Raw genomic sequence first — 24161 nt, 5'->3', positions numbered from 1 at the left:
GCGAAGAGGGCGCCACCGGCTTCGCCGCGCCGCAGGGCGAGCGCGAGGCCTGCATCGCGCAGGTCTGGCAGCAGGTGCTCGGGCGCGCACGCATCGGGCGCGAGGACAACTTCTTCGACCTCGGCGGCCATTCGCTGCTCGCGACCCAGGTCGTCTCGCGCCTGCGCGAAGCGCTCGGTGTCGAGCTGGCGCTGCGCGCCCTGTTCGAGTCGCCGACGGTCGCCGGCCTGGCGCGCCATGTCGACGCCGCAGTGCGGCCGACCCCCAGCGCCGCCGTCCCGGGGATCCATCGCGCGCCGCCCGGCACGCCAGCAGTGCTCTCGTTCGCGCAGGAGCGGTTGTGGTTCCTCGACCAGCTCGAGCCCGGCAACCCGTTCTACAACGTCCCGATTGCGCTGCGCCTCACCGGGCCTCTCGACGTCGCGGCGCTCGCAGGCAGCATCGACGCGATCGTGCAGCGCCATGAAGTGCTGCGCACCACATTCCCGGCCACCGACGGCCGGCCCGCACCACGCATTGCCGCGGTGGCAACGGCGACGCTCGCGCTGCCGGTGATCGACCTGGCGGCAATGCCGGCCGCCCAACGCACCGCCGAGGCCGAGCGGCTGATCGTCGCCGAGGGCCGCGAGCCGTTCGACCTCGCGCGCGGTCCCTTGCTGCGCACGCGGCTCGTGCGGCTCGCACCCGACGAGCACGTGCTGCTGTTCACGATGCACCACATCGTGGCCGACGGCTGGTCGCTCGGGGTGCTGGTGCGCGAGCTGGAGCCGCTCTACCGCCACCGTGGCGACGCGCAAGCCGCCGCGCTCGCCACGCTGCCCATCCAGTACAGCGACTTCGCAGCCTGGCAGCGCGACCGGCTGCAGGGCGACCTGCTGCACGCCCAGCTCGCCTACTGGAAGCAGCGCCTCGCCGACGCTCCGCCGGCGCTCGACCTGCCGACCGACCGGCCGAGGCCATCGGCGCAGTCGTACCGTGGCAGCAGCGTCCAGACGGCGATCGACGCGACGCTGGCCGAAGCGTTGCGCCGCCTGGGCCAGCGCACCGGGTCGACCCTTTTCATGACTCTGCTGGCCGCGTTCGCCACCCTGCTGCACCGCTACAGCGGCCAGTCCGATCTGGTGATCGGCTCGCCGATCGCCAACCGCACCCGCGGTGAGACCGAGCCGCTGGTCGGATTCTTCGTCAACACGCTGGCGCTGCGCGTCGATCTCGCCGGCAACCCGACATTCGAGGAACTGCTGGCGCGCGTGCGGCGCACCGCGCTCGATGCCTATGCCCACCAGGACCTGCCGTTCGAGCGGCTGGTCGACGAGTTGCAGCCCGAACGCGACCTGAGCCTGAACCCGCTGTTCCAGGTGATGTTCGCACTGCAGAACGCGCCGATCGGCCGCCTCCAGCTGGCGGGGCTGTCAGCCGAGCTGCTGCCCACGCGCCACCAGTCGGCGCTGTTCGACCTGGTGCTCGACATGTGGGAAGCCGACGGGGCGCTCGTGTGCCTGCTCGAATACAACCTCGACCTGCACGACGAGGCGAGCGCGCTGCGCATGCTGGGCCACTTGCGCACGCTGCTCGCGTCGATCGCCGCCGATCCGGCGCGCCCGATCGCCGACCTGGCCTGGCTCACCGACGACGACGAACGTGCCCTCCTTGCGACCGGCACCGGTGCGCTGCGTCGCTACCCGGTCGAGCGTACGCTGCACGACCTGGTCGCCGAGCAGGCGGCGCGGGACCCCGGGCGCATCGCCGCGACCCACCGCGGCCGCTCGATCACCTACCGCGAACTCGACACCTGCGCCAACCGCCTCGCGCACCGGCTGCTGGGCCTGGGCCTCGCGCCAGGCGAATTCGTCGCGCTCCTGGACGACCGCGGCATCGACCTGCTCGCCGCCATGCTCGGCGTGCTCAAGGTCGGCGCGGCCTTCGTCCCGATCGACCCGAGCTATCCGCCCGGGCGGATCGCCCACATGCTGGCCGACAGCCGCGCGCCGGTGCTCGTCGCGCGCAGCGCGCGGCTGGCGCAGCTTCCGCCACTGGCCCACGCCGTGCGCGTGCTGCGGCTCGACGCCGGGGATGATCTCGACGAGCCCGCGGCACCGCCTGCGCGCCGCGGCAGCGGACGTGACCTCGCGTACATGCTCTACACGTCGGGATCGACCGGGCTGCCGAAGGGCGCCATGGTGCGCCACGACGGCGCCATCAACCATGTCTGCGCCGAAGCCGAGCTGCTCGGCCTGGACCGCGACACCGTGTTGCTGCAGAGCGCACCGTCGTCGTCGGACATCTCGGTCTGGCAGTTCCTCGGGCCGCTGCTGATCGGCGCGCGAACGGTCATTGCGGACTACGAAACGGTGTGCGACGCGGCGGCGCTGCACGCGGCGATCCGCGCCGAGGGTGTCACGCTGATCGAACTCGTGCCAGCGGCCATGAAGGCGCTGCTCGACCATGCGGTGGCGCTTCCCGCCGCCGAGCGAGCGCTGCCTCGGCTCACGACGGCGATGGTCACCGGCGAGGCGGCGACCCCGGCGCTCGTCGACCAGTGGCGGGCCACCTATCCGGGCGCGATCCTGGTGAACGCCTATGGCCCGACCGAGGCCGCCGACGATGTCTGCCAAGCGGTGCTCGACCGGCCGCCCGCTGGCGATCGCCGCACGGTGCCGATCGGCAGGCCGCTGCCGAACCTGACGCTCTACGTGCTCGACGCCCGCCTGCGACTGGTGCCGTTGGGCGTGCCCGGCGAGATCTGCGTCTCGGGCGTGGGCGTGGGCGCCGGCTACTGGGGCAACGAGGCGCGCACCCGCGAGAGCTTCGTCGCCAATCCCTACGCCGCGCCCGGCCGCGGCGAGGTGCTCTACCGCACCGGCGACCGCGGCCGCTGGCTCGCCGACGGCGCCCTCGAATGCCTGGAACGCATCGACCATCAGGTCAAGCTGCGCGGGTTTCGCATCGAGCTCGGCGAGATCGAGGCGCTGCTCGCCAAGCATTCGGCGATCGGCCAGGCCGCGGTCGTGGTCCACGGCGCCGCCAGCGGCGACGCCCGGCTGGTCGCCTGCATCGTGCCTGACACGCAATCGGCCACGGTGCGCAGCGCGCTCGGCGAACTGCAGCGCCTGCAGGTCGGACTGTGGCAGGACCTGCACGAGGACAGCTACGGCGGTGAGCCGTCGGCGGGCGACCCGACCTTCAACGTGGTCGGCTGGGACAGCAACTACACCGGACGGCCGCTGCCCGAGGCCGAGATGCGCGAGTACGTCGCCTTCACGGTCGAGCGCATCCGCTCGCTCGGCCCAGGGCGCGTGCTCGAGATCGGCTGCGGCAGCGGGCTCGTGATGTTCGCGTTGCTGCCCCACTGCGCGTCGTACAGCGGCATCGACCTGTCGACGCAGGCCATCCGCAGGCTGCGCGAGCTGCAGGCGTCGTGCGCACTGCAGGCGCGGATCCCGGGACTGGAACGCGCGGCACTGTCGTGCCAGCGCGCCGACGACGGCGCCGCGACCGCGCCCGGCAGCGTCGACACGGTCGCGCTGCCGTCGGTCGTGCAGTACTTTCCGAGCATCGACTACCTGCTCGACGTGCTCGATCACGTCTTCAGCCACGTGCTGGCCCCGGGCGGCTCGGTGTTCGTCGGCGACGTGCGCAGCCTGCCGCTGCTCGAAGCGTTCCACGCCTCGGTCCAGCTCCACAAGGCGGCGCCGGGTGAGCTCGCCGCCGCCATTGCGCAGCGCGTGCGCCAGCGCCTCGCGCAGGAGCAGGAGCTGGCCGTCGATCCGGGTTTCTTCGAGGCGCTGAAGCAGCGCCATGCGTCGATCAGCGAGGTGCAGATCCTGCCGAAGCGCGGCTCGCTGCACAACGAAATGACGCGCTTGCGCTACGACGTGCTGATCCGCACCGCCGCTGGCGGGGCGCGCAGGCCCGCGGCGGCCATGCCGTGGGTGGACTGGCTGCGCGAGCGGCCCGGCATCGATGACCTGGCCCGGCGCTGGCGCACGGAGCGGCCCGCGGCGATCGCGTTGCGGCGCATCGCGAACCCGCGCACGGCCGAGGCCCTCGCCGCGGCGGACGCGGTGCTGCGCGGCCGTGCCGATGCCGAGGCTGCCGAGCTGCGCGCGCAGGTGGCCGCTGCACCCGCAACGGGCATCGAGCCCGAGGCGTTGTGGCGGCTCGGCCGCGAATGCGGCGTGCAGGTCGACCTGAGCCTCGCCGGCGGCCATCCCGATGGCAGCTACGACGCGGTGCTGCGCCCGAGCGGCGATGCGCCCGCCGACGCGCCCGGGCTGGCGCCGGTGGCGTGGCCCCTGTGCGAGAGCGCCTTGCGGCCGTGGAGCCGCTACGCGAACGCACCGCTTTACGAGAAGCTCGGCCGACGGCTCGCGCCAGCGCTGCGCGAGTTCCTGCAGGAACGGCTGCCGCACTACATGGTGCCGGCGTCGTTCGTCATGCTGCCCGCACTGCCGTTGACGCCGGTCGGAAAGGTCGACCGCGCAGCGCTGCCGGCGCCGAGCGCAGGCGACGGTGCGGCGCCCGACGCGTCTGCGTTGCCACGCGACCGCGAGGAGCAGGTGCTCGCGGCCCTATGGGCCGAGGTGCTCGGGCTGGCGCAGGTCGGCATCCATGACAACTTCTTCGAACTGGGCGGCCACAGCCTGAAGGCGACCCAGGTGATGAGCCGCATCCAGCGTGAATGCGGCGTCGAGGTCGCCCTGCGCGAACTGTTCGCCCATCCGACGATCGCCGAGCTGGCGTCGCGGCTGCGCTCGGCGCAGCCGGCCCATCCGGCGAGGTCCGCCGCGATCCCGAAGGTGCCCGATGCGGATCACCATCCGTTGTCGCACGCGCAGCGGCGCCTGTGGGTCCTGTCGCAGCTCGACGGCGCGTCGCCCGCGTACAACCTGCCGCTGGCCCTGCGGTTCGACGGGCCGCTCGACGCCGGGGCGTTCGAGCGCGCGTACGCGCAGCTGCTCGAACGCCACGAGTCGCTGCGCACGGTGTTCGTGGTCGTCGACAACGCGCCGCGCCAGCGCGTCGTCCCGCCCGGAGCGGCCACGCTCGCCGTGACCGACCTGCGACGCGACCCCGACCCCGAAGCGGCCGCACGGCGCCTCGCGCTGGCCGACGCGATGACGCCGTTCGACCTGGAACGCGGTGCGGTGCGCGCGTCGCTGCTGCGCGTCGGCGACGCGCGCCACGTGCTGCTGCTGACGATGCACCACATCGCCTCGGACGACTGGAGTCTTGGCGTCATGGCGCGCGAATTCGTGCAGCTGTACGCATCGCACCTGCACGGCGAGCGCACCCTCCTGCCGCCGCTCGCGTTGCAGTACCGCGACTATGCGTGCTGGCAGCTGGACTACCTGAGCAGCGACGCTGCGGCGGCGCACCGCGCCTACTGGCACGCGCGCCTGGCCGGCCAACTGCCGGTGCTCGACCTTGCAACCGACCTGCCGCGCCCGCCGGTGCGCACGCAGCGCGGCCGCTCGGTCGCGAGCCGCCTCGAAGCACGGCAGGCGACGGCACTTGCCGCGCTTGCGCGCGCGCGCCACGCGAGCCTGTTCATGGTGCTGGTCGCACTGGTCCAGACCCTGCTGCATCGCCACACCGGGCAGGACGAGCTGATGCTCGGATTCCCGATCGCCGGGCGCGACCATCCCGACCTCGAAGGCCAGGTCGGCTTCTACGTCAACCTGCTGCCGCTGCGCTTGCGGGTCGATGGCGAGGCGCCGTTCGTCGAGTTGCTCGACGCGGTGCGCGACGCCGCCACCGAGGCCTACGAGCACCAGGCCTATCCGTTCGACCGCCTCGTGGACGAACTCGACGTCGCGCGCGACATCGGCCGCGCGCCGATGTTCGACGTCGTGGTCGTGATGCAGAACGCTGCCGCGCCGACCCAGGCTCCCGAGGGACTCGCTGTGAGCGCGTTCGTCACCGATTACGAGGTCGCCAAGTTCGACCTGTCGTTCACGTTCGAAGAACGCGACGGCGCGCTGCTGATCGACCTGACCTACAGCCCCGACCTGTTCCTGTCGGGCCGGATCGAGCAGCTGGCCGGCCATCTGCGAACCCTCGTGGAGAGTGTCATCGCCGATGCGACGATGCCGGTCGCGCGACTGCCGATGCTGCCGGCGGCCGAGCGGCGTCAACTGCTCGCGGGCGACCGGCCGCGCGCCGTCGCCGCGCCCTCGGCCGACACGCTGGTATCGCTGTTCGAGCAACAGGCGAGGCGCGATCCGCACCGCGTCGCGCTGGTCTGGCCCGAAACCGCGCCCGAACGGGCGCCGGGTGAAGCCGGGCCGAGGCACGCGCTGACCTACGGTGAACTCGATGCGCGCGCGGGGCGCCTCGCCGACCGGCTGCGCGGTCTCGGCGTCGGTCGCGACCTGCGCGTGGGTGTCTGCCTGCCGCGCTCGATCGAGCTGGTCGTCGCCCTGATCGCGGTGCTCAAGGCCGGCGGCGCCTACGTGCCGCTCGACGCCGCGCTGCCCGCCGAGCGCCGCTCGTTCATGCTCGATGACGCCGGGGCAGGCCTCGTGGTGACGCGACGCGGCCTCGCGCCCGGTTTCGCCGGGGCCGGCGCCACGCTCGTCTGCCTCGACGACGATGACGACGATGAAGACGGGGCCGCGGCCGCCGCCCGGTCTTCGCCGGCCGCCGCGCCCGCGCCCGACGATCTGGCCTATGTGATCTACACCTCGGGATCGACCGGCCGGCCCAAGGGCGTCGCGGTCACCCATCGCAACGTCGTGCGCCTGTTCACGACGAGTCGAGCGCTGTTCGGCTTCGACGACCAGGACGTGTGGACGCTGTTCCACTCGTGCGCGTTCGACTTCTCGGTCTGGGAGCTGTGGGGTGCCCTGCTTCACGGCGCGCGGCTGGTGGTCGTGCCGCAGGCGGTGAGTCGGGCGCCCGAGGCCTTCCGGGCGCTGCTCGCACGCGAGCGCGTCACGATGCTGAGCCAGACGCCGTCGGCGTTTCGCCAGCTGATCCACGCCGACGCCGACGCCCCTTGCGGACCCGGCCTCGCGCTGCGGCACGTCGTCTTTGGCGGCGAAGCGCTCGACGTGCAGTCCTTGCGGCCGTGGTTCGCGCGCCACGGCGACCAGGTGCCGCGGCTCGTCAACATGTATGGCATCACCGAAACCACGGTGCATGTCACGCATCGCGTGCTCACCGCCGCCGACCTGGAACGCCCCGGCAGCTGCATCGGACGAGCGCTGCCGGACCTGAAGCTGCTGTTGCTCGACCGGCACCTGCAGCCGGTGCCGGTCGGCGTGGCCGGCGAAATCCACGTCGGCGGCCCCGGCGTCGCGCGCGGCTACCTGAACCGGCCCGAGCTGACCGCCGAGCGGTTCATCCCCGATCCCTTCGACCCTGCGTCCCATCGCCACGGGCAGGCGCGGCTGTACCGGTCGGGCGACCTGGGGCGGCGGCTCGTCGACGGTGAGATCGAGTACCTGGGCCGCATCGACCAGCAGGTGCAAATCCGCGGCTTTCGTGTCGAACCCGGCGAGATCGAGGTGCTGCTTGCCGCGCACCCGGGCGTGCGCGAGGCGGTCGTGCTGCCGCACGGTGACGGCGAGCGCAGGCACCTCCGGGCCTACGTCGTCACCGCCCCTGGCGCGCAGGCAAGCGCCGACGCGCTGCGTCGCCACCTGCAGGCGCAGCTGCCGGACTACATGGTTCCCGCGGCGTTCATCGACGTCGAGCGTCTCACGCTCACCGCCAACGGCAAGCTCGATCGCGACGCACTGCTGAAGCTGGACCTGGCCGGCGGCCATGCGCCGCTCGCGGCCACGGGCGCACCACCACAGGGTGAGCTCGAACGCACGGTCGCCGCGCTGTTCGACGAGGTCGTCGGCGGGTCGAAGATCGGACGCGACGACAACTTCTTCGACGCCGGGGCCAATTCGCTGCTGCTGATCCAGCTGCAGCGCCGGCTGCGCGAGAGTCTGCAGCGCGATGTGCCCGCGCTCTGGCTGTTCCAGTACCCGACCGTTGCCGTGCTGGCCGCCCGCCTCGGCGGCGGCGAGACCGGGGCAGCGCCGGCATCGGGCGCGCCGCCGGGCCGCGAACGCGGCGAGCAGCGCAAGGCCGCGCGCGCGGGCAGGAAACGGTCGGCCACACCGTCGCTGTCCGATGCCTTCGCGGCGCCGAGCGGGCCCCTGGGCGCCGATCCCGGAGATCGATCATGAACGACGACGCCATCGCGGTCATCGGCATGGCCGGCCGTTTCCCCGGCGCGACCGATGTCGCCCAGTTCTGGGACAACCTGCGCAACGGCGTCGAGTCGGTGCGATTTCACGGCCGCGAGGAACTGGCGGCGCAGGGCGTCGCGGCCGAGCTGCTCGACGATCCGCTCTACGTCCCGGCCAGCGCGCCGCTGGACGGGGTCGAGCTGTTCGATGCCGACTTCTTCGGCTTCACGCCGCGCGAGGCCGAACTGACCGACCCGCAGCACCGCATCTTCCTCGAGTGCGCGTGGGAAGCCCTCGAGAACAGCGGGTACGACGCGGAACGCCACGACGGCCAGATCGGCATCTATGCCGGCGCGGGGCTCAGCACCTACCTGCTCGGCTGCCTGCTGCGCCGTCCCGACGTGATCCGCTCGGCTGGCGCCCTGGCCTTGCAACTCGGAAACAACAAGGACTACGTGCCGCTGCGGGTCTCGTACAAGCTGCGGCTGCGCGGACCGAGCATCAACGTCAACACCGCGTGCTCGTCGTCACTGGTTGCAGTGCACCTGGCGTGCCAGAGCCTGATCGACGGCCAGTGCGACATCGCGCTGGCCGGTGGCGTCGGTATCCAGGTGCCGCAGCAGCATGGATACCTGTATGCGCCAAACGGCATCCTGTCACCCGATGGCCACTGTCGCGCGTTCGATGCCGACGCGCAGGGCACGGTGAGCGGCAACGGCGCCGGCATCGTCGTGCTCAAACGCTACGCCGACGCGGTCGCCGACGGCGATGCGATCCGCGCGGTGATCCTCGGCTCGGCGGTCAACAACGACGGCGGCAACAAGGTGGGCTTCACCGCGCCGAGCGTCGACGGCCAGGCAGCGGTCATCGGCGAGGCGCTCGCCGTGGCCGGCATCGACCCGGCCGCGCTCGGCTACGTCGAGGCCCACGGCACCGGGACGCCCATGGGAGATCCGATCGAGGTTCAGGCGCTGACCCGCGCCTTCCGCTCCCGGACGCAGGCGACGCGGTATTGCGCACTGGGCTCGGTGAAGACCAATGTCGGCCACCTCGACGAGGCCGCCGGCGTGGCCGGGCTGATCAAGGCCGTGCTGGCGCTGGAGCATGCCGAGATCCCGCCGAGCCTTCACTACGTGCGCCCGAATCCTGCGCTCGAGCTCGAGACGAGTCCGTTCTACGTGCCGACCCGACTTGCGCCGTGGGATGGCGGCGGACGGCCGCGGCATGCGGCGGTCAGCTCGTTCGGCCTCGGCGGAACGAATGCGCATGTCGTGCTGCAGGAGGCGCCACCCGCATCGCAGGCCACACCGTCGCGTCCATGGCAGCTGCTGCCCGTGTCGGCGCGCACCGGCACCGCGCTCGACGCGCAGCGCGCGCGGCTCGCGACGCACCTGCGCGCGCACCCCGGGCTCGCACTGGCCGATGTGGCGTACACGCTGTGTGTCGGCCGCAAGGACTTCGCGCACCGTGCGATGGTGGCATGCAGCGACCTCGACAGCGCCGTCCGGGCGCTCGAATCCCCATCGTCGACCGGGGCGCCTGCCCCCCTCGCGCCGACCGCGCCGCGTCCGGTGGTGTTCATGTTTCCGGGACAGGGAACTCCCTATCCCGGCATGGGGCAGGGCCTCTACCGCTCGGAGCCGGTGTACCGCGAGTGGATCGATCGCGCGGCGCAGCGGCTGCTGCCTTGTCTGGGGTTCGACCTGCGAGAGGCGCTCCATCCACGGCCGGAGCAGTCGGACTGGGCCGCGCTGCGACTCAACCGCACCGACATCGCCCAGCCGGCATTGTTCGCGGTCGAATACGCGCTGGCCCGGCTGCTGGAAAGCTGGGACATCCGGCCGCAGGCAATGATCGGTCACAGCCTCGGCGAATACGTCGCCGCGTGTCTGGCCGGCGTGTGGTCGTGGGACGACGCGTTGGACCTGATCGCCGAGCGGGGCCGGCTGATGCAGCGGATGCCCGCCGGTGCCATGCTGGCGGTCGAACTCGCCGAGCCGGAGCTGCGGCCGCTGCTGGCACCGGGTCTCGCGCTCGCACTCGCCAATGCGCCGTCGCAGTGCGTGATCGCCGGCGACCCGCAGGCGATCGATGCACTGGAGGCGCGGCTCGAAGCGCGCGGCGCCGGCTGCCGGCGCCTGCCGACGTCGCACGCGTTCCATTCCGAGGCGATGGAGCCGGTGCTCGAACCCTTCGTGCAGCGACTGCGTCAGGTGCCGTTGAAGGTGCCTGCGATCCCCTGCGTCTCGAACCTGACAGGCCGCTGGCTCACCGCCGCCGAGGCGACCGACCCGCACTACTGGGCACAGCACCTGCGCCGCACCGTGCGCTTCTCCGAAGGCATCGGACTGCTGCTGGCGCAGGACGACCGGGCGTACGTCGAGGTCGGGCCCGGCCAGTCGCTCTCGGCGCTGCTGCGGCGGCAGGCCGGCGCCACCGCGCCGCCGGCGATCGCGACGATGCGCCACCGTCACGATCCGCGCGACGACGCGGCGTGCCTGGTCGATGCACTCGGCCGGCTCTGGCTGGCGGGCGGCTGGCGCAAGTCGGGCGCGCTGCATGCGGGGGAGCCACGCCGGCGCGTGCCGTTGCCAACCTACCCCTTCGAGCGTCGTCGGTTCTGGGTCGACCCGCTCCCCGACAACGCCGCCGCGGGAGCCTCGCCCGCCGAGCCGGCTGTGGCGGCCGTACCGGTGCAACTTCCACCGCCGCAGCGCGCGGTCGAGGACTGGTTCCACGTGCCCGTGTGGAGACACCGCGCAGCGCGGCCGGCCGCGACCGGGACGCCGGCCGAGCCGGCGGGGTGGCTGGTCTTCGTCGACCGCTGCGGTCTCGGCGAACGCATCGTCGCGCGGCTGCGCGGCCAGGGCCAGCGCGTGGTCGAACTGGCCACCGGCGGCCGGTTCGCGCGCGAAGGCGAACTGCGCTACACGCTCGATCCGCACCGGCCCGAGGACCTCGACCGGGTGTGCGACGAGCTGGCGGACGCATCCTTCGTCCCGCGCCATGTGGTCCACCTCTGGTCGTTCTCGGCCGCCGCGCTCGACGGCACGCCGGCCGATCGCTGGCATGACGCGCAGGCCCTCGGCTTCCACTGCCTGCTGCGGCTGGTGCAGTCGGCAAGCCGCCGCGACCTCGCGACCGACCTGACGATCGATGTGGTCTCCAGCCGGATGCAGCAGGTGGTCGACGATGACGCGCTGCCGTGCCCGGAGCAGGCGACGCTGCTCGGGCCGGTGCGCGTGGTGCCGCTGGAGTATCCGGGCATCCGCTGCCGCAGCATCGACATCGATCCGGTGCTGCCGCCAGCCCACGGCGTCGACCTGCTGCTGGCCGAACTGCAGCGGCCCGCCACCACCGCCACCACCGCCACCACCCCGGTGCTCGCGATGCGCGACGGCACGCTCTGGGAACAGGCGTTCGCGCCGCTGCGCCTTGCGGCGCCAGTCGAAGCGCCCGCGCGGCTGCGTGAACGGGGCACGTACCTGATCACCGGCGGCCTCGGCTCGATGGGCCTCGCGCTCGCGCGCTGCCTCGCGCGCGAGGTCCGCGCCCGGCTGGTGCTCGTCGGCCGTACCGGGCTGCCGCCCGAGGCCGAAGGGGCGTCAGGCGTGCCGCGCCAGGACCGCAGGGACACGGCAGCACACGACGCACCGATCGATGCGGCCGATGCCGCGCACGTGCGATCGATCGAGGACGCCGCGCGCTCCGAAGCGCGCCTGGCCGGCATCGACGCCGACAGCGGCCTGCAGCAGCGGCTGCATGCCTTCTGCTCGGCGCTGATCGGACGCTATTTCGCCGAATGCGGTGTCGCGCTCGACAACGGCCGCCGCTGCGAGCGCGAGGCATTGCAGCGCCAACTCGGCGTCGTGCCGCGCTTCCGCGGCTTCCTCGACTTTCTCGTCGCTTCGCTGGCGGCGGACGGCGTCATCGTCGCGGACGCCGAGCGCATCGAGTTCATCGACACCGAGGTCTTCGACCGACTCGATGAACTGCGTCGCCGCATCGTCGCGGACCATCCGCGCTTCGCCGGTCTCCTCGAACTGCTCGAAGGCTGCGCGGGCCGCTACCGGCAGGCGCTGGCCGGCGCGGTGCCCTCCATCTCGGTGCTCTACCCGGACGGCACGCCGGCCTGGATGGACGCCTGCCGGCGCGACGTGCCGGACTACGCCTGCGACGGCATCTACCTGCGGACGGCGGCCCGGCGGGTCGCCGACCTCGCCGCGCGACCCGGCGCAGGGACGCTGCGCATCCTCGAAGTCGGCGGCGGCGGCGGCACGCTCACCCGCGCGGTGGTCGATGGGCTGAAGGCGGTGCCCGCGGCGTGCAGGGTCGACTACCACTTCACCGACCTCGGGCCGACCTTCGTGCGCCGCGCGCAGCAGGAGGCCGTGGCCAACGGGATCGACTTCATGCGCTTCGGCGTGTTCGACATCTCGCTCGACCCGGCGCCCCAGGGCTTCGCCGACGGCAGCTTCGACCTGGTGCTCGGCTACAACGTCGTCCATGCCGCGCCGCGCCTCGACGAGAGCGTTGCGCACCTGCGCCGGTTGCTCGCCCCGGGCGGGCAGGTGATGCTGGTGGAGACCACCCGGCTGCGTCGCTGGGACGAGATGGTCTGGGGTCTCACCGAGGGCTGGTGGCACTTTGCCGGCGATCCCCGGCGGAGCACTTCGCCGCTGATCGGGCTTTCGGCCTGGGAAGCGTTGATGCGCGAGCGTGGCTTCGATGCGGTCGCCGCGTATCCGCAGGACGAAGGCGCGCGGCACGGCAGCGATGCCGGGCTGATCGTCGCTCGCCGGCCGCTGGCGCCGGCGGCGGGCGACAAGGTCGGCGCCGCGATCGCGGCCGTCCACGACATCCGCGGCCTCGGTGGCGAGGTGATGGTGGTCCGGGCCGACGTCGCCGACGCCGCGCAGATGCGCTCGGCGCTCACGCACGCGCTGGAGCGCTTCGGGCGCATCGACGGCGTCATCCACACCGCCGGCGTGCTCGGCCAGGGGCTCGTGCACGCCAAGACACGCGCCGAGGTCGACGACGTGTTCTCTGCAAAAGCCCAGGGGCTGCTGGTCCTGGACGGGCTGCTGCAGGAGCACCACATCGAGCCCGATTTCATGATGCTGTGCTCGAGCCTCGCCTCGGTGGCGCCGATCATCGGCCAGGTGGACTACTGCGCCGCAAACGCGTTCCTCGATGCGTATGCGGCGTACCGCGCCCGCAGCGGCGGCGGGCGCACCACCGTGGTTTCGATTGACTGGGGGTTTTGGCAGGAGCTCGGGATGATCGAGCAGGCGCGGATGCCGCAGGCTCGCCGGCAGCAGGTCGTCGACGCGTTGCGCCAGTCGGGCCGTCCGGGTGCCGGCGTCGACGCCTTCCGCCGCATCCTCGGCCACGACGTCCCGCCACAGGTGCTGGTGACGCCGGATCCGCTCGAGGGCTGGCTGCCGGTCGCGCGCCCCCCCGGCGCTGTCCATCCGTGGTTCGACGCCGATCCCGTCGAGGGGCCGGGTTTCGAGGCCTGGGTCGCGTCGCTCGAGGCCGGTGACTGGGTGCTCGACGAGCACCGGCCGCTCGGCCGCGCAGTGCTGCCAGGCACGGCGTATCTGGAGCTGGCCTGCGCGGCGCTCGCGCTGCATTGCGGCGGCGGGCCCCGGCCGATGCAACTCGACGAGGTCTACTTCCTCGCACCGCTCATCGTCGACGACGACGCGACGGTCGAGCTGCGCACGATCCTCAAGCCGCGCGGGGCCGGCTTCGAATTCCTCATCGCGAGCCGGATCGCCGGCGGCACCGACGAATGGCTCGAACATGCGCGCGGCGAGATTGCGTTGCTCGACGCGAGCCCGCCGCCGGCCTGCGAGGTGGACGCGGTCGCGCGGCGCTGCCTCGAGGCCGACCTGCGGCTCGATGGGGACGCGACGTCCGGCCCGTCCGAGGCTGCGTTCGCGCAGCGCGTGCGGCACTTCACGCCGCACTGGCGCTGCTTCGAGCGGGTGCGGATCGGCCGGGGCGAGGGCCTCGCGACCCTGCGGCTCGCCACGGCGTTCGCCGCCGAGACCGCGTCACTGACGCTGCACCCGGCACTGGCCGACATGGCGACCGGGTTCCTGTCGATGATCGACGGCTTCGAGAGCGGCGTGCCGTTCGGCTACCGGCGCGTGCGCGTCTGGCGACCGCTGGGCGCCGCGGTCGCCAGCCACGCACGGGCCAGCGCAAGCTCGGGGCCCGGCGAGCGCAGCTATGACGCGACCCTCGTCGACCCCGACGGCGGCCACGTGCTGGTCGAGGTCACCGGCTTCACGATGAGGGAGCTCCGGGCTGCAGCGGATGGCGAAGACACAGCGCTGCCGCAGGCCGAGCGCAACTACTGTGTCGAGATCGAACGCCCGGGCACGCTGGCGACGCTCGGACTGCGCCCGAGCCGCAGGCGGGCGCCGGGCCCCGGCGAGATCGAGATCGAAGTCGCGGCGACCGGGCTGAACTTCATCGAGGTGCTCTACGCGCTCGGGCTGCTGCCCGAGCCCGCCGGCGGCGAGGTGGCGTTCGGACTCGAATGCGCAGGCCAAGTGGCCGCGGTGGGCCGCGGCGTCGAAAGCGTCGCCCCGGGCGACACGGTCTACGGCTTTGCGCCGCGCGCGCTCGGACGTTTCGCGACGACCGCCGCGCACGCGGTCGCCCCGGTGCCCGACTTCCTGAGCGTCGAGCAGGCGGCGGCGCTGCCCGCCGCGTACACCACCGCCTACTACGCGCTGGTCACCCGCGGCCGGCTGCGCCGCGGCGAGCGCGTGCTGATCCACGCGGCCGCGGGAGGCGTTGGCCTCGCCGCGGTCCAGGTAGCGCGCTGGCGTGGCGCCGAGATCTATGCGACGGCCGGCACGCCCGAGAAGCGCGACCATCTGCGCAGCCTCGGCATCGCCGGTGTCTGGGATTCGCGCACGCTCGACTTCGCCGCGCAAGTGCTCGATGCCACGCAGGGACGGGGCGTCGACATGGTGCTGAACTCGCTCGGCGGCGACTTCATCGCCGCCAGCCTCGGCGTGCTCGGGCGTTACGGCCGCTTCCTCGAACTCGGCAAGCGCGACATCCTGCGCAACACCACGCTCGGCCTCGCGGCCTTCGAGAAGCACCTGTCGTTCACGGCGATCGACGTCGGCACGGACCTGCCCGACTTCGCCACCGTCTGGCGCCAGGTCGTGCGGGCGATCCGCCAGCGCGCGCTGCCACCGCTGCCGCAGCGCGCCTTCGCGATCGAGCACCTGGTCGAGGCCTTCGAGCACATGGCCCAGGCGCGGCACATCGGCAAGGTCGTCATCGCAGCCGGCCGCGCCGATGCGGCTTTGAAGCCGCGGGCAAGCCACGGGCGACCGTTCGACGATCTCGTTGGCCGTGGCACGCGAACCCCCCCGGCACCGGCTCCTTCGCTGGCGCCGGCGTCGCCGGGCCACGTTCGTCCGGCGCTCGCGTCGACGTACCGCGCCCCGGCCGACGCCACCGAGGCTGCCGTCGTGTCGATCTGGGAGGAGTTGCTCGGCGTCCCGGCGATCGGCGTCGACGACAACTTCTTCGAGTTGCGTGGCGACTCGCTGCTGGCCGCCCAGGTGACCTCGCGCCTGTACGCGGCGTTCCAGGTCAAGCTGCCGCTCAGCAGCGTCTTCGAGCACCCGACCGCGGCGGGCCTCGCGTCGCGCATCGAACAGCTGCGCCAGTCGGCGCGCGACCTCGCGACGGCCCCGCCTGCACTGAGCGGCCAAGGCGAGGTGGAGCACGAACTGTGAAGCCGCTCGATACGTTCATCGCCGACCTGCGCGAGCGCGGGGTCAGGTTGTGGGTCGACCCCGAGGTGCCCGACAAGGTCAAGCTGCGCGCTCCCGAGGGCGTCCTGACGCCGGCGCTGCGCGACGCGCTCGGGCAGCGCAAGGCCGAGCTGCTCGCGTTGCTGCGGCCCGAGCCGGCCACGGCGATCGTGCCGCTGCCGCCGCAGGACAGCTACGCGCTGTCGGCGGCGCAGCGGCGGCTGTGGGTGCTCGCCCAGTTTCCCGAGAGCGCGGCGGCCTACCACATCCCGCTGCACCAGCGCCTGGACGGGCCGCTCGACCGGCGGGCGCTGCAGAGGGCGCTCGAGCGGCTGGTCGCGCGACACGACGCACTGCGCACGACGTTCACGCTGGTGGACGGCGAGCCGCGCCAGGTCGTCCATGCGCACCTGGCGATGACGCTCGGATTCCAGCGCCTGGGCGACCGTGCCGGAGCGAACGAACGGATCCGGCAACTCGGCCGCGATCAGGTCGACACGCCGTTCGACCTGGCTTCGGGACCGCTGCTGCGCGCCTGCCTGCTCGAACTCGCCGCCGGGCGGCACGTGCTGCTGTTCACGATCCACCACATCGTCGCCGACGGCGTCAGCCTCGGCGTGCTGGCGCGCGACCTGTCGCGCCTGTACGCGAGCGAGCGCGACGGTCGAGCGGACGGCCTGCCCGCGCTCGAGTTCGGCTATCCGGCCTTCGCGGCGTGGCAGAACCGGCTGCATGCCGATGCATCGATGGCGGCACCCCGCCGTCACTGGCACGAGTGTCTCGCGGGCGAACTGCCGCTGCTGGACCTGCCGGCCGACCGCCCGCGCCCGGCGCGGCCCAGCCATCGCGGGCGCGAACTGTCATTCACGCTCGCGCCCGGGCGGCTCGACGCGCTGCAGGCCTACTGCCGCAGTCGCAACGCCAGCCTGTTCATGGGGCTGCATGCGGCGCTGAAGGCGCTGCTCGGCCGCTATTCGGGCCAGGACGACATCATCCTGGGCACGGTCGTGGCCGGGCGTGATCACCCCGGGCTGGCCGACCAGGTGGGCTGCTACCTGAACACGCTGGCGCTGCGCTCGCGCGTGCGAGCCGACGTCGGGTTTGACGACTTCTTCGCCGAGATCGCCGAGCAGACCCGGCATGCCTTTGACCATCAGGCGTATCCCTTCGACCGTCTGGTCGGCGAGCTGAACGTCGGCCGCGATCCGAGCCGGTCACCGCTGTTCGACGTCATGCTGGTGTTGCAGAGCCAGGACGAGCCGGGGCTCGCGCTCGCCGGGCTGAACGTCGAGGCGGCGTTCGAGCACCCGGAAACCAGCAAGTTCGATCTGACCTTCTGCTTCAAGGCGCTGCCCGGCGGGCTGGTGCTCGCGATCGAATACGCCACCGACCTCTACGACGAGCCCAGGATCCGCCGCATGGGCGGGCACTTCCTGCAGTTGATCGACAGCATCCTGGCCGACCCGCGCACGCCGCTCGGCCGCCTGAACCTGCTCGGCGAAAGCGAGAGGCGGCAGCTGCTCGACGAATTCAACCGCACCGCATCGCCGTTCCCGCGCGAGCGCACGATCGTCGAGTTGTTCGAGACGACCGCGCGGGCGGCTTCGGAAGCCACCGCGCTCGTCTGCGGCGAGCGCTCGATGACGTATGGCGAGCTGGACCTGCAGTCGAGTTGGCTCGCCCGGCGCCTGCAGCACCTTGGCGCGGCGCCCGGCGACCTGGTGGGCCTGCACGTCCCGCGCTCGCTGGACCTGGTGGTCGGCCTGCTTGGCATCCTGAAGGCCGGCGCGGCCTACGTGCCGCTCGATCCGGCGTTCCCGTCCGAGCGCCTCGGCTACATCGTCGAGGATGCCGGCGTGCGGCTGCTCGTCGTGCGCGGCGGCCGGCCGGAGCTGGCGCAGGCTGGAACGCTCGCATGGCTCGACATGGACGGCGAGGACGCGGTGCCCGGCGCCGACAGCAGCGCGCCGCCGCTGCGCGGCGGCCGACCCGAGAGCCTCGCGTACGTGATCTACACGTCGGGCTCGACCGGCCGGCCCAAGGGCGTCGAGATCACGCACCGCTCGCTGGTCAACTGCCTGATCGCGATGGCGCAACGCCCGGGGCTGGCCGCCGACGACACGCTGCTCGCCGTGACGACCGTGTCCTTCGACATCGCCACGCTCGAACTGCTGCTGCCGCTGCTGTGCGGCGCGCGGGTCGTGCTGGCGACCGAGGACGAGGCCGCCGATGGGGCACGGCTCGCCGCGCTGTTGCGCAGTTCCGGCGCGACCGTGATGCAGGCGACCCCCGCGACCTGGCAGATGCTGCTCGCCGCTGGCTGGCAGGGCGAGCCGCGGCTGAAAATCCTGTGCGGCGGCGAAGCCCTGCCGGGGCGGCTTGGCGCGCAGCTGCTGGCGCGATCGGCATCGGTGTGGAACATGTACGGCCCGACCGAGACGACCATCTGGTCGACCTGCCGAAGGCTCGAGAGCAGAGTGTCGCAACCCCTTGCCGAGGCGGTCGAGCCGATCGGCCGGCCGATCGCCAACACCGAGCTCTACGTGCTCGACGCGCTGCTGCAACCGGTGCCGCTCGGCCTGCCCGGCGACCTGTACATCGGCGGCGAGGGGCTGGCCGCCGGCTACCACGGCCGACCCGGACTGACGGCCGAGCGCTTCATCGCGTCGCCGTTTTGCGCGGACCCGGCGCGGCGCTTGTACCGCGCCGGCGACAGAGCCCGCTGGCGCGACGACGGTGAACTGGAGTACCTCGGCCGCTCCGACCAGCAGGTCAAGCTGCGCGGCTTCCGCATCGAGCTCGGCGAGATCGAGGCCGTGCTCGCCGAGCATCCCGCCATCCGACAGGCCGTCGTCGACGCACGCGCGGACGCCGCGGGCGACCCGGCGCTCGTTGCCTGGTACGTCGGGCGCGACGAGCGCGATGCCCAGGCGATTCCGGCCGCGGCGTTGCGCGACCATCTGCAGCGCCGGCTTCCCGGGTACATGATCCCCGCGGCATTCGCGCGCGTTGCGGCCTTGCCCATGACACCGAATGGCAAGATCGACCGCCGGGCGCTGCCATCGCCCGACCGGCGCGCCGATCCCGCGGCCGGGGACGCGCCACCGCGCAGCGAATGGGAATGCCGGCTCGCCCGGCTGTGGCAGCAAGTGCTGGCCGTGCCCGAGGTCGGGGTCCACACCGATTTCTTCGCCCTGGGCGGCCACAGCCTGAAGGCGGCGGCGCTCGCCGCGCGGGTGCAGCAGGAAACCGGCGTCGCGCTCACGCTGGTCGACGTGTTCCACCATCCGACGATCGCCGCGCTGGCGGCCCGGTGTGAAGCCAGCGGCAGCGCGCTGGCGCAGCCGCACTTGCCGGCCCTGGGCCCGCCCGCCGCCGCAGGCGACGAGGTCGCGCACGCCCAGAGGCGCCTGTGGATCGTCGACCAGATGCTCGACGGCTCGGGCGCCTACAACCTCCCGGCCGCGTTGTGGCTCGACGGCGAGCTCGATGTCGCCGCGCTGAGCGCCACGCTGCACGAGGCGGTACGGCGCCACGAGGCCCTGCGCACGACCTTCCGGGCCGTCGACGGCGAACCGCGCCAGTTCGTGCATGACGCGTCCGAGTGGCCGTGGGGTGAGATCTGGCACGAGATCGACCTCGGCGGTGACCCGGACCGCGAACCGACGGCACGCCGAATCGCTATCGAGCACGCGGCGTGGCGCTTCGACCTGGCGCGCGGTCCGCTGCTGCGCGCGACGCTGGTGCACCTGACCCCGCAGCGCCACCTGTTGCTCTTCAACGTGCATCACATCGTCGCTGACCTCGCCTCGCTCGGCGTGCTGGTCGGCGAGATGTCTGCAGGCTACGACGCCTGCGTCGCTGCAAGGCTGCCATCGCTTGCGCCGTCTGCGGTGCAGTATCGCCACTTCGCGGTCTGGCAGAACCGGCGGCTCGCCGGCGACGAGGCCGCGGCGCACCGCGCCTACTGGCTCTCGAAGCTGGCGCCGCCGCCCGAACCGCTTGACCTGCCGGCCGACTCGGCACGGCCGGCGCTCAAGACCTACGCCGGGCGCGTCTGGCGCACCAGGATCGACGCCGCGATGGCGCAGCGCGTCGGCGCGTGCGCGCTGCGGCACGCGATGACGCCGTTCATGGTGCTCACCGCCGCGCTCGAAGTGCTGCTGCACCGCTACACCGGGGCCGAGGACATCGTCGTGGGCTTCCCGCTCGCCGGGCGCGACCATCCGGAGCTTGTCGGGCAGATCGGGTTCTTCGTCAACACCGTCGCGCTGCGCGTGCGCCTGAAGGCCGATGAAGACTTCGCATCGCTGCTCGGCCGGGTCCGCCACACGATGCTCGAGGCCTACGAGCACCAGGCCTATCCGTTCGACCGCCTGGTCGAAGAACTCGATCTGCCGCGCGACATGAGTCGCTCGCCGCTGTTCGACGTCTCGGTGAGCCTGGCGCATGCCCAGGCGCAGGCACTGCGGCTCGGCGAGCTCGAGGTCTCGGTGTGCGACGACGGGTTCGCCGCGGCGAAGCTCGACCTGTCGTTCGACTTCCACGAGACCGGTGACGCGTTCGAACTCGCCGTCACCTGCGCGAGCGATCTGTTCGGCGAGGCACGCATCCGACGCATGGTCGGCCACTACCTGCGGCTGCTCGACGCCGGCATCGCACGGCCCGAGACGCCGATCGGCCTGCTGCCGCTGATGTCGAGCGAGGAGGCGCACCAGTTGCGGGTCGACTTCAACCGCACCGAGCGACCGTTCGGCTCCGAGGAGAACGTCCTCGCGATGTTCCGCCGCCACGCGGGCGCGGCCCCGGACGCACCGGCAGTGCGCTTCGGCGGCCGCGAGTGGACCTATGCCCAACTGGCCCGCGACGTCGAGCGCATCGCGGCCCTGCTCGCCGCGCACGGCGTCACGACCGGCACGCATGTCGGGCTCTACATGGCACCGTCGGGCGATGTTCCGGCGGGTCTGCTCGGCATCCTCGCGGCCGGTGGCGTCTACGTTCCGCTCGACGCGGCCAACCCGCCGTCCCGGCTGCAGGCGATGCTCGAGGATGCCGGGGTGACGCTGGTGCTCACCCAGAGCGCGCTGCTCGGGCGCCTTGCCGGCTGCCACATGCTGCCGTGCGACGCGCCGACGCCGGTGGGCCCGCCCGCGCCGCCGGCACCCCCCGGGCCGCACGCCTACGTGATCTTCACGTCGGGATCGACCGGCCGCGCCAAGGCGGCATTGCTGCCGCACCGCGGCCTCCTGAACATTGCGCTCGAACTGGGCCGACTGTTCGCGCCCGCCCGCGGCGACCGGGTGCTGCAGTTCGCCGCGCTCGGCTTCGACGCGTCGGTGCTGGAAATCGTGATGGCGCTGTGCCACGGTGCGACGCTGTGCCTGGCGGCGCGTGACGACCTGCTGCCGGGCCCGGCACTCCTGGCGACGCTCGAGCGCGAAGGCATCAGCATGGTGTTGTTCCCGCCGACCGCGCTGGCCGCGCTGCCCGACGCCGCGCTGCCATCGCTGCGCCTGATCACCGTCGGCGGCGAACCCTGCCCGGCCGAGGTCGTGCGGCGCTGGGCGCCCGGGCGCACCTTCTACAACCTCTACGGACCGACCGAGGTGACGATCTTCGCAAGCGCCGCTCGCTGCAGCGCCGACCAGGGCGCACCGACCATCGGACGGCCGATCGGCAACACCCGCATCCACCTGCTCGACCGGCAGCTGCAGCCGGTGCCGCTCGGTGTGCCCGGCGAGCTCTGCATCGCGGGGGTCGGGCTGGCCGAGGGCTACCTCGGCCAGCCCGAGCTGACCGCCGCGCGCTTCGTGCCCGATCCCTTCGACACCCGGCCCGGCGCACGGCTGTACCGCAGCGGCGACGCCGCGCGCTGGCTGCCTGACGGATCGATCGAATTCGTCGGGCGCATCGACCAGCAGGTCAAGCTGCGCGGCTACCGGATCGAGCCCGGGGAGATCGAGGCCGTCCTCAACGGCCATCCGCAGGTGCGTGAAGCGATCGTGGTCGTTCGCGATGACGCGCCGTCCAGGCGTTACCTGGTCGCGTTCGCGACGCCCTGGGATCCTTCAGCGGTCGCGGATCCCCGCGCGCTGCGAGAGTTCATCCGCGAGCGGCTGCCCGACTACATGGTCCCGGCCCGCATCGTCATGGTCGAGCACATGCCGATGACGCCGAACCTGAAGGTCGACCGCCGAGCGCTCGTGGCCGTCGACGACGGTCGCCGCGCGGCCGACGCCGAGTTCGCCACGCCACGCGACGACCTCGAGCGCGCCTTGGCCGGATTCTTCGCCGACGTGCTGCACATCGGCCTCGATCGCATCGGCGCCGACGACAACTTCTTCGAACTCGGTGGCGACTCCTTGCTCGCGACGCGCATCGTCTCCCGCGTCCGCGACACGTTCCGCAGCGACGTGACGATCCCGCAACTGTTTCGCGCCGGCAATGTGCGCGGCCTGGCCGGGGCGGTGCGCGCCTCGCTGCCCGATGGCCACGCCGACGCCGTCGCCTCGGCGCTGCGCCGCCTCCACGCGATGTCGCCGGCCGAGAAGCAGGCCCTGATCGAAAGCCGCGCAGGCCAGCGCGCCTCTGCGACGGCCTCCCGACCATGACCACACCGCGCCCGCCTTTCGACGACCTCGAGCTGCTGGACCTGCTGCTCGCACGGGAGCAGCCGCCTGGCGTCGTGCCCGCACCCGCGCACCGGCGCGACGGCGAAGCACCGCCGATGTCGCGCGCCCAGCGACGGCTGTGGTTCCTCCAGCTGGCCGCGCCCGACAGTCCGGCCTACAACATCAGCAGTGCGGTGCGCATCGCGGGCGGCCTGGACGACGACGCGCTGCGTCGCGCGGTCGGCGAACTGGTGCGCCGCCACGCGTCGCTGCGCAGCGGGTTCGCATCGCTCGACGGCCGCCCGCATGTCGCGGTGCGCAGCGCCGCGGACGCGGACGCGGCGCTCGACTTCGAGCGCGAAGACCTGTGCGGCCTCGAGGACGACGCCCGGGCGGCACGGCTTGCCGCGCACTTGAGCGCGCAGGCGAGGCGGCCGTTCGACCTTGCAACGGCGCCGCTGCTGCGCGTCCGGCTGCTCCGGCTCGCGCCGCACGACCATGTGGCGCTGCTGGTCCTGCATCACATCGCAGCCGACGGGTGGTCGATCGGACTGCTCGTGAACGAACTGGGCCGCCTCTACGCGGCGTTCGCCGCTGGCCAGCCGTCGCCGCTCGCGCCGCCAGCGCTGCAGTACGGCGATTTCGCGGCCTGGCAGGAGCGCTGGCTCGCCGGGGAAGACGCCGAGCGACAGCGCCGGTGGTGGACCGACCGGCTTGCCGGACTCACGCCGCTCGAACTGCCGACCGACCGTCCGCGGCCGGCCCAGCCGAGCTGGCGCGGCGCGACCTGCAGGTGGAGCGTCCGGGCGGCGACCGCCACGGCGCTGCAGCAGATCGGACAGCGCGCGGGCGCGACGCCATTCATGACGGTGCTGGCCGCGTTCGCGGTGTTGCTCTCGCGGTACAGCGGCCAGCACGACATCGTGATCGGTGCGCCCGTGGCCAACCGCAACCGCCGCGAGTTCGAACCGCTCGTCGGAATGCTCGTCAACACCCTGGTGCTGCGCTGCGACCTGTCGGGCCGCCCGGGGTTCGCCGAGGTGCTGCGGCGCGTGCGCGACTTCACCGCGGAGGCACTCGCCCACCAGGACCTGCCGTTCGAGGAAGTGGTGCGTGCGATGGCGCCGCAGCGCGACGGGTCCGGCAACCCGCTGTTCCAGGTCGTCTTCACGATGGGCGGAGGGTCCGACGAAGCGCTCGAGCTCCCCGGGCTGACGCTCTCGCGCCTCGAGGTCGACAGCCGGGTCGCGAAGTTCGACCTGCTGCTCAACGCCGCGGCCGTGGGCGGCGAGCTGCACGGCGCGTTCGAGTACGCGTGCGACCTGTTCGACGCTGCCACCATCGCGCGCATGGCCGGCCACTTCGCGACGCTGCTCGATGGCATCGCCGCCGACCCGCAGGCCGACGTCGCGACCCTGGCGCTGTTGACCGAGGCCGAGCGCCGCCAGCTCGCCGGGTGGAACGACAGCGCGAGGCCGTATCCGCGCGACGACGGGCTCGGGCCGCTGGTTGCGCGCCAGGCGGAGCGGACCCCGCAGGCCATGGCGGTCGAGTTCGGCACCGTTCGG

Annotated in this window: 4 protein-coding genes; all 4 read left to right on the top strand. The window is 72.6% G+C overall.

What is annotated here, in order from left to right:
• Positions 1–53: 53 nt before the first annotated feature.
• Positions 54–8186: a non-ribosomal peptide synthetase gene (locus QTI04_RS34445; protein ID WP_286619559.1), complete on the top strand. Its 8133-nt coding sequence runs from the start codon at positions 54–56 to the stop codon at positions 8184–8186.
• On the top strand, positions 8183–15964 hold the full coding sequence (locus QTI04_RS34440; RefSeq protein WP_286619558.1) for a type I polyketide synthase: 7782 nt from the start codon (positions 8183–8185) through the stop codon (positions 15962–15964). Before QTI04_RS34445 ends, QTI04_RS34440 begins: the two co-directional genes overlap by 4 nt.
• A complete protein-coding gene (locus QTI04_RS34435) occupies positions 15961–22593 on the top strand; it encodes a non-ribosomal peptide synthetase (protein ID WP_286619557.1) in 6633 nt (2210 codons plus the stop codon). Before QTI04_RS34440 ends, QTI04_RS34435 begins: the two co-directional genes overlap by 4 nt.
• Positions 22590–24161, top strand: a 1572-nt coding sequence (locus QTI04_RS34430) for a condensation domain-containing protein (RefSeq protein ID WP_286619556.1), incomplete at its 3' end; no start/stop codon positions are given. The genes QTI04_RS34435 and QTI04_RS34430, both read left to right, overlap by 4 nt.

Source organism: Variovorax sp. J22R115, from assembly GCF_030317005.1.
In the GTDB taxonomy this organism is placed as follows: domain Bacteria; phylum Pseudomonadota; class Gammaproteobacteria; order Burkholderiales; family Burkholderiaceae_C; genus Variovorax.
Note: the sequence above shows the minus strand (reverse complement) of the source record. Positions and strands in the feature narration are given on the sequence as shown.

Coding starts and splice junctions, on each gene's coding strand:
- QTI04_RS34440 (WP_286619558.1), top strand. CDS start 8,183: ATGAACGACGACGCCATCGCGGTCATCGGCATGGCCGGCCGTTTCCCC.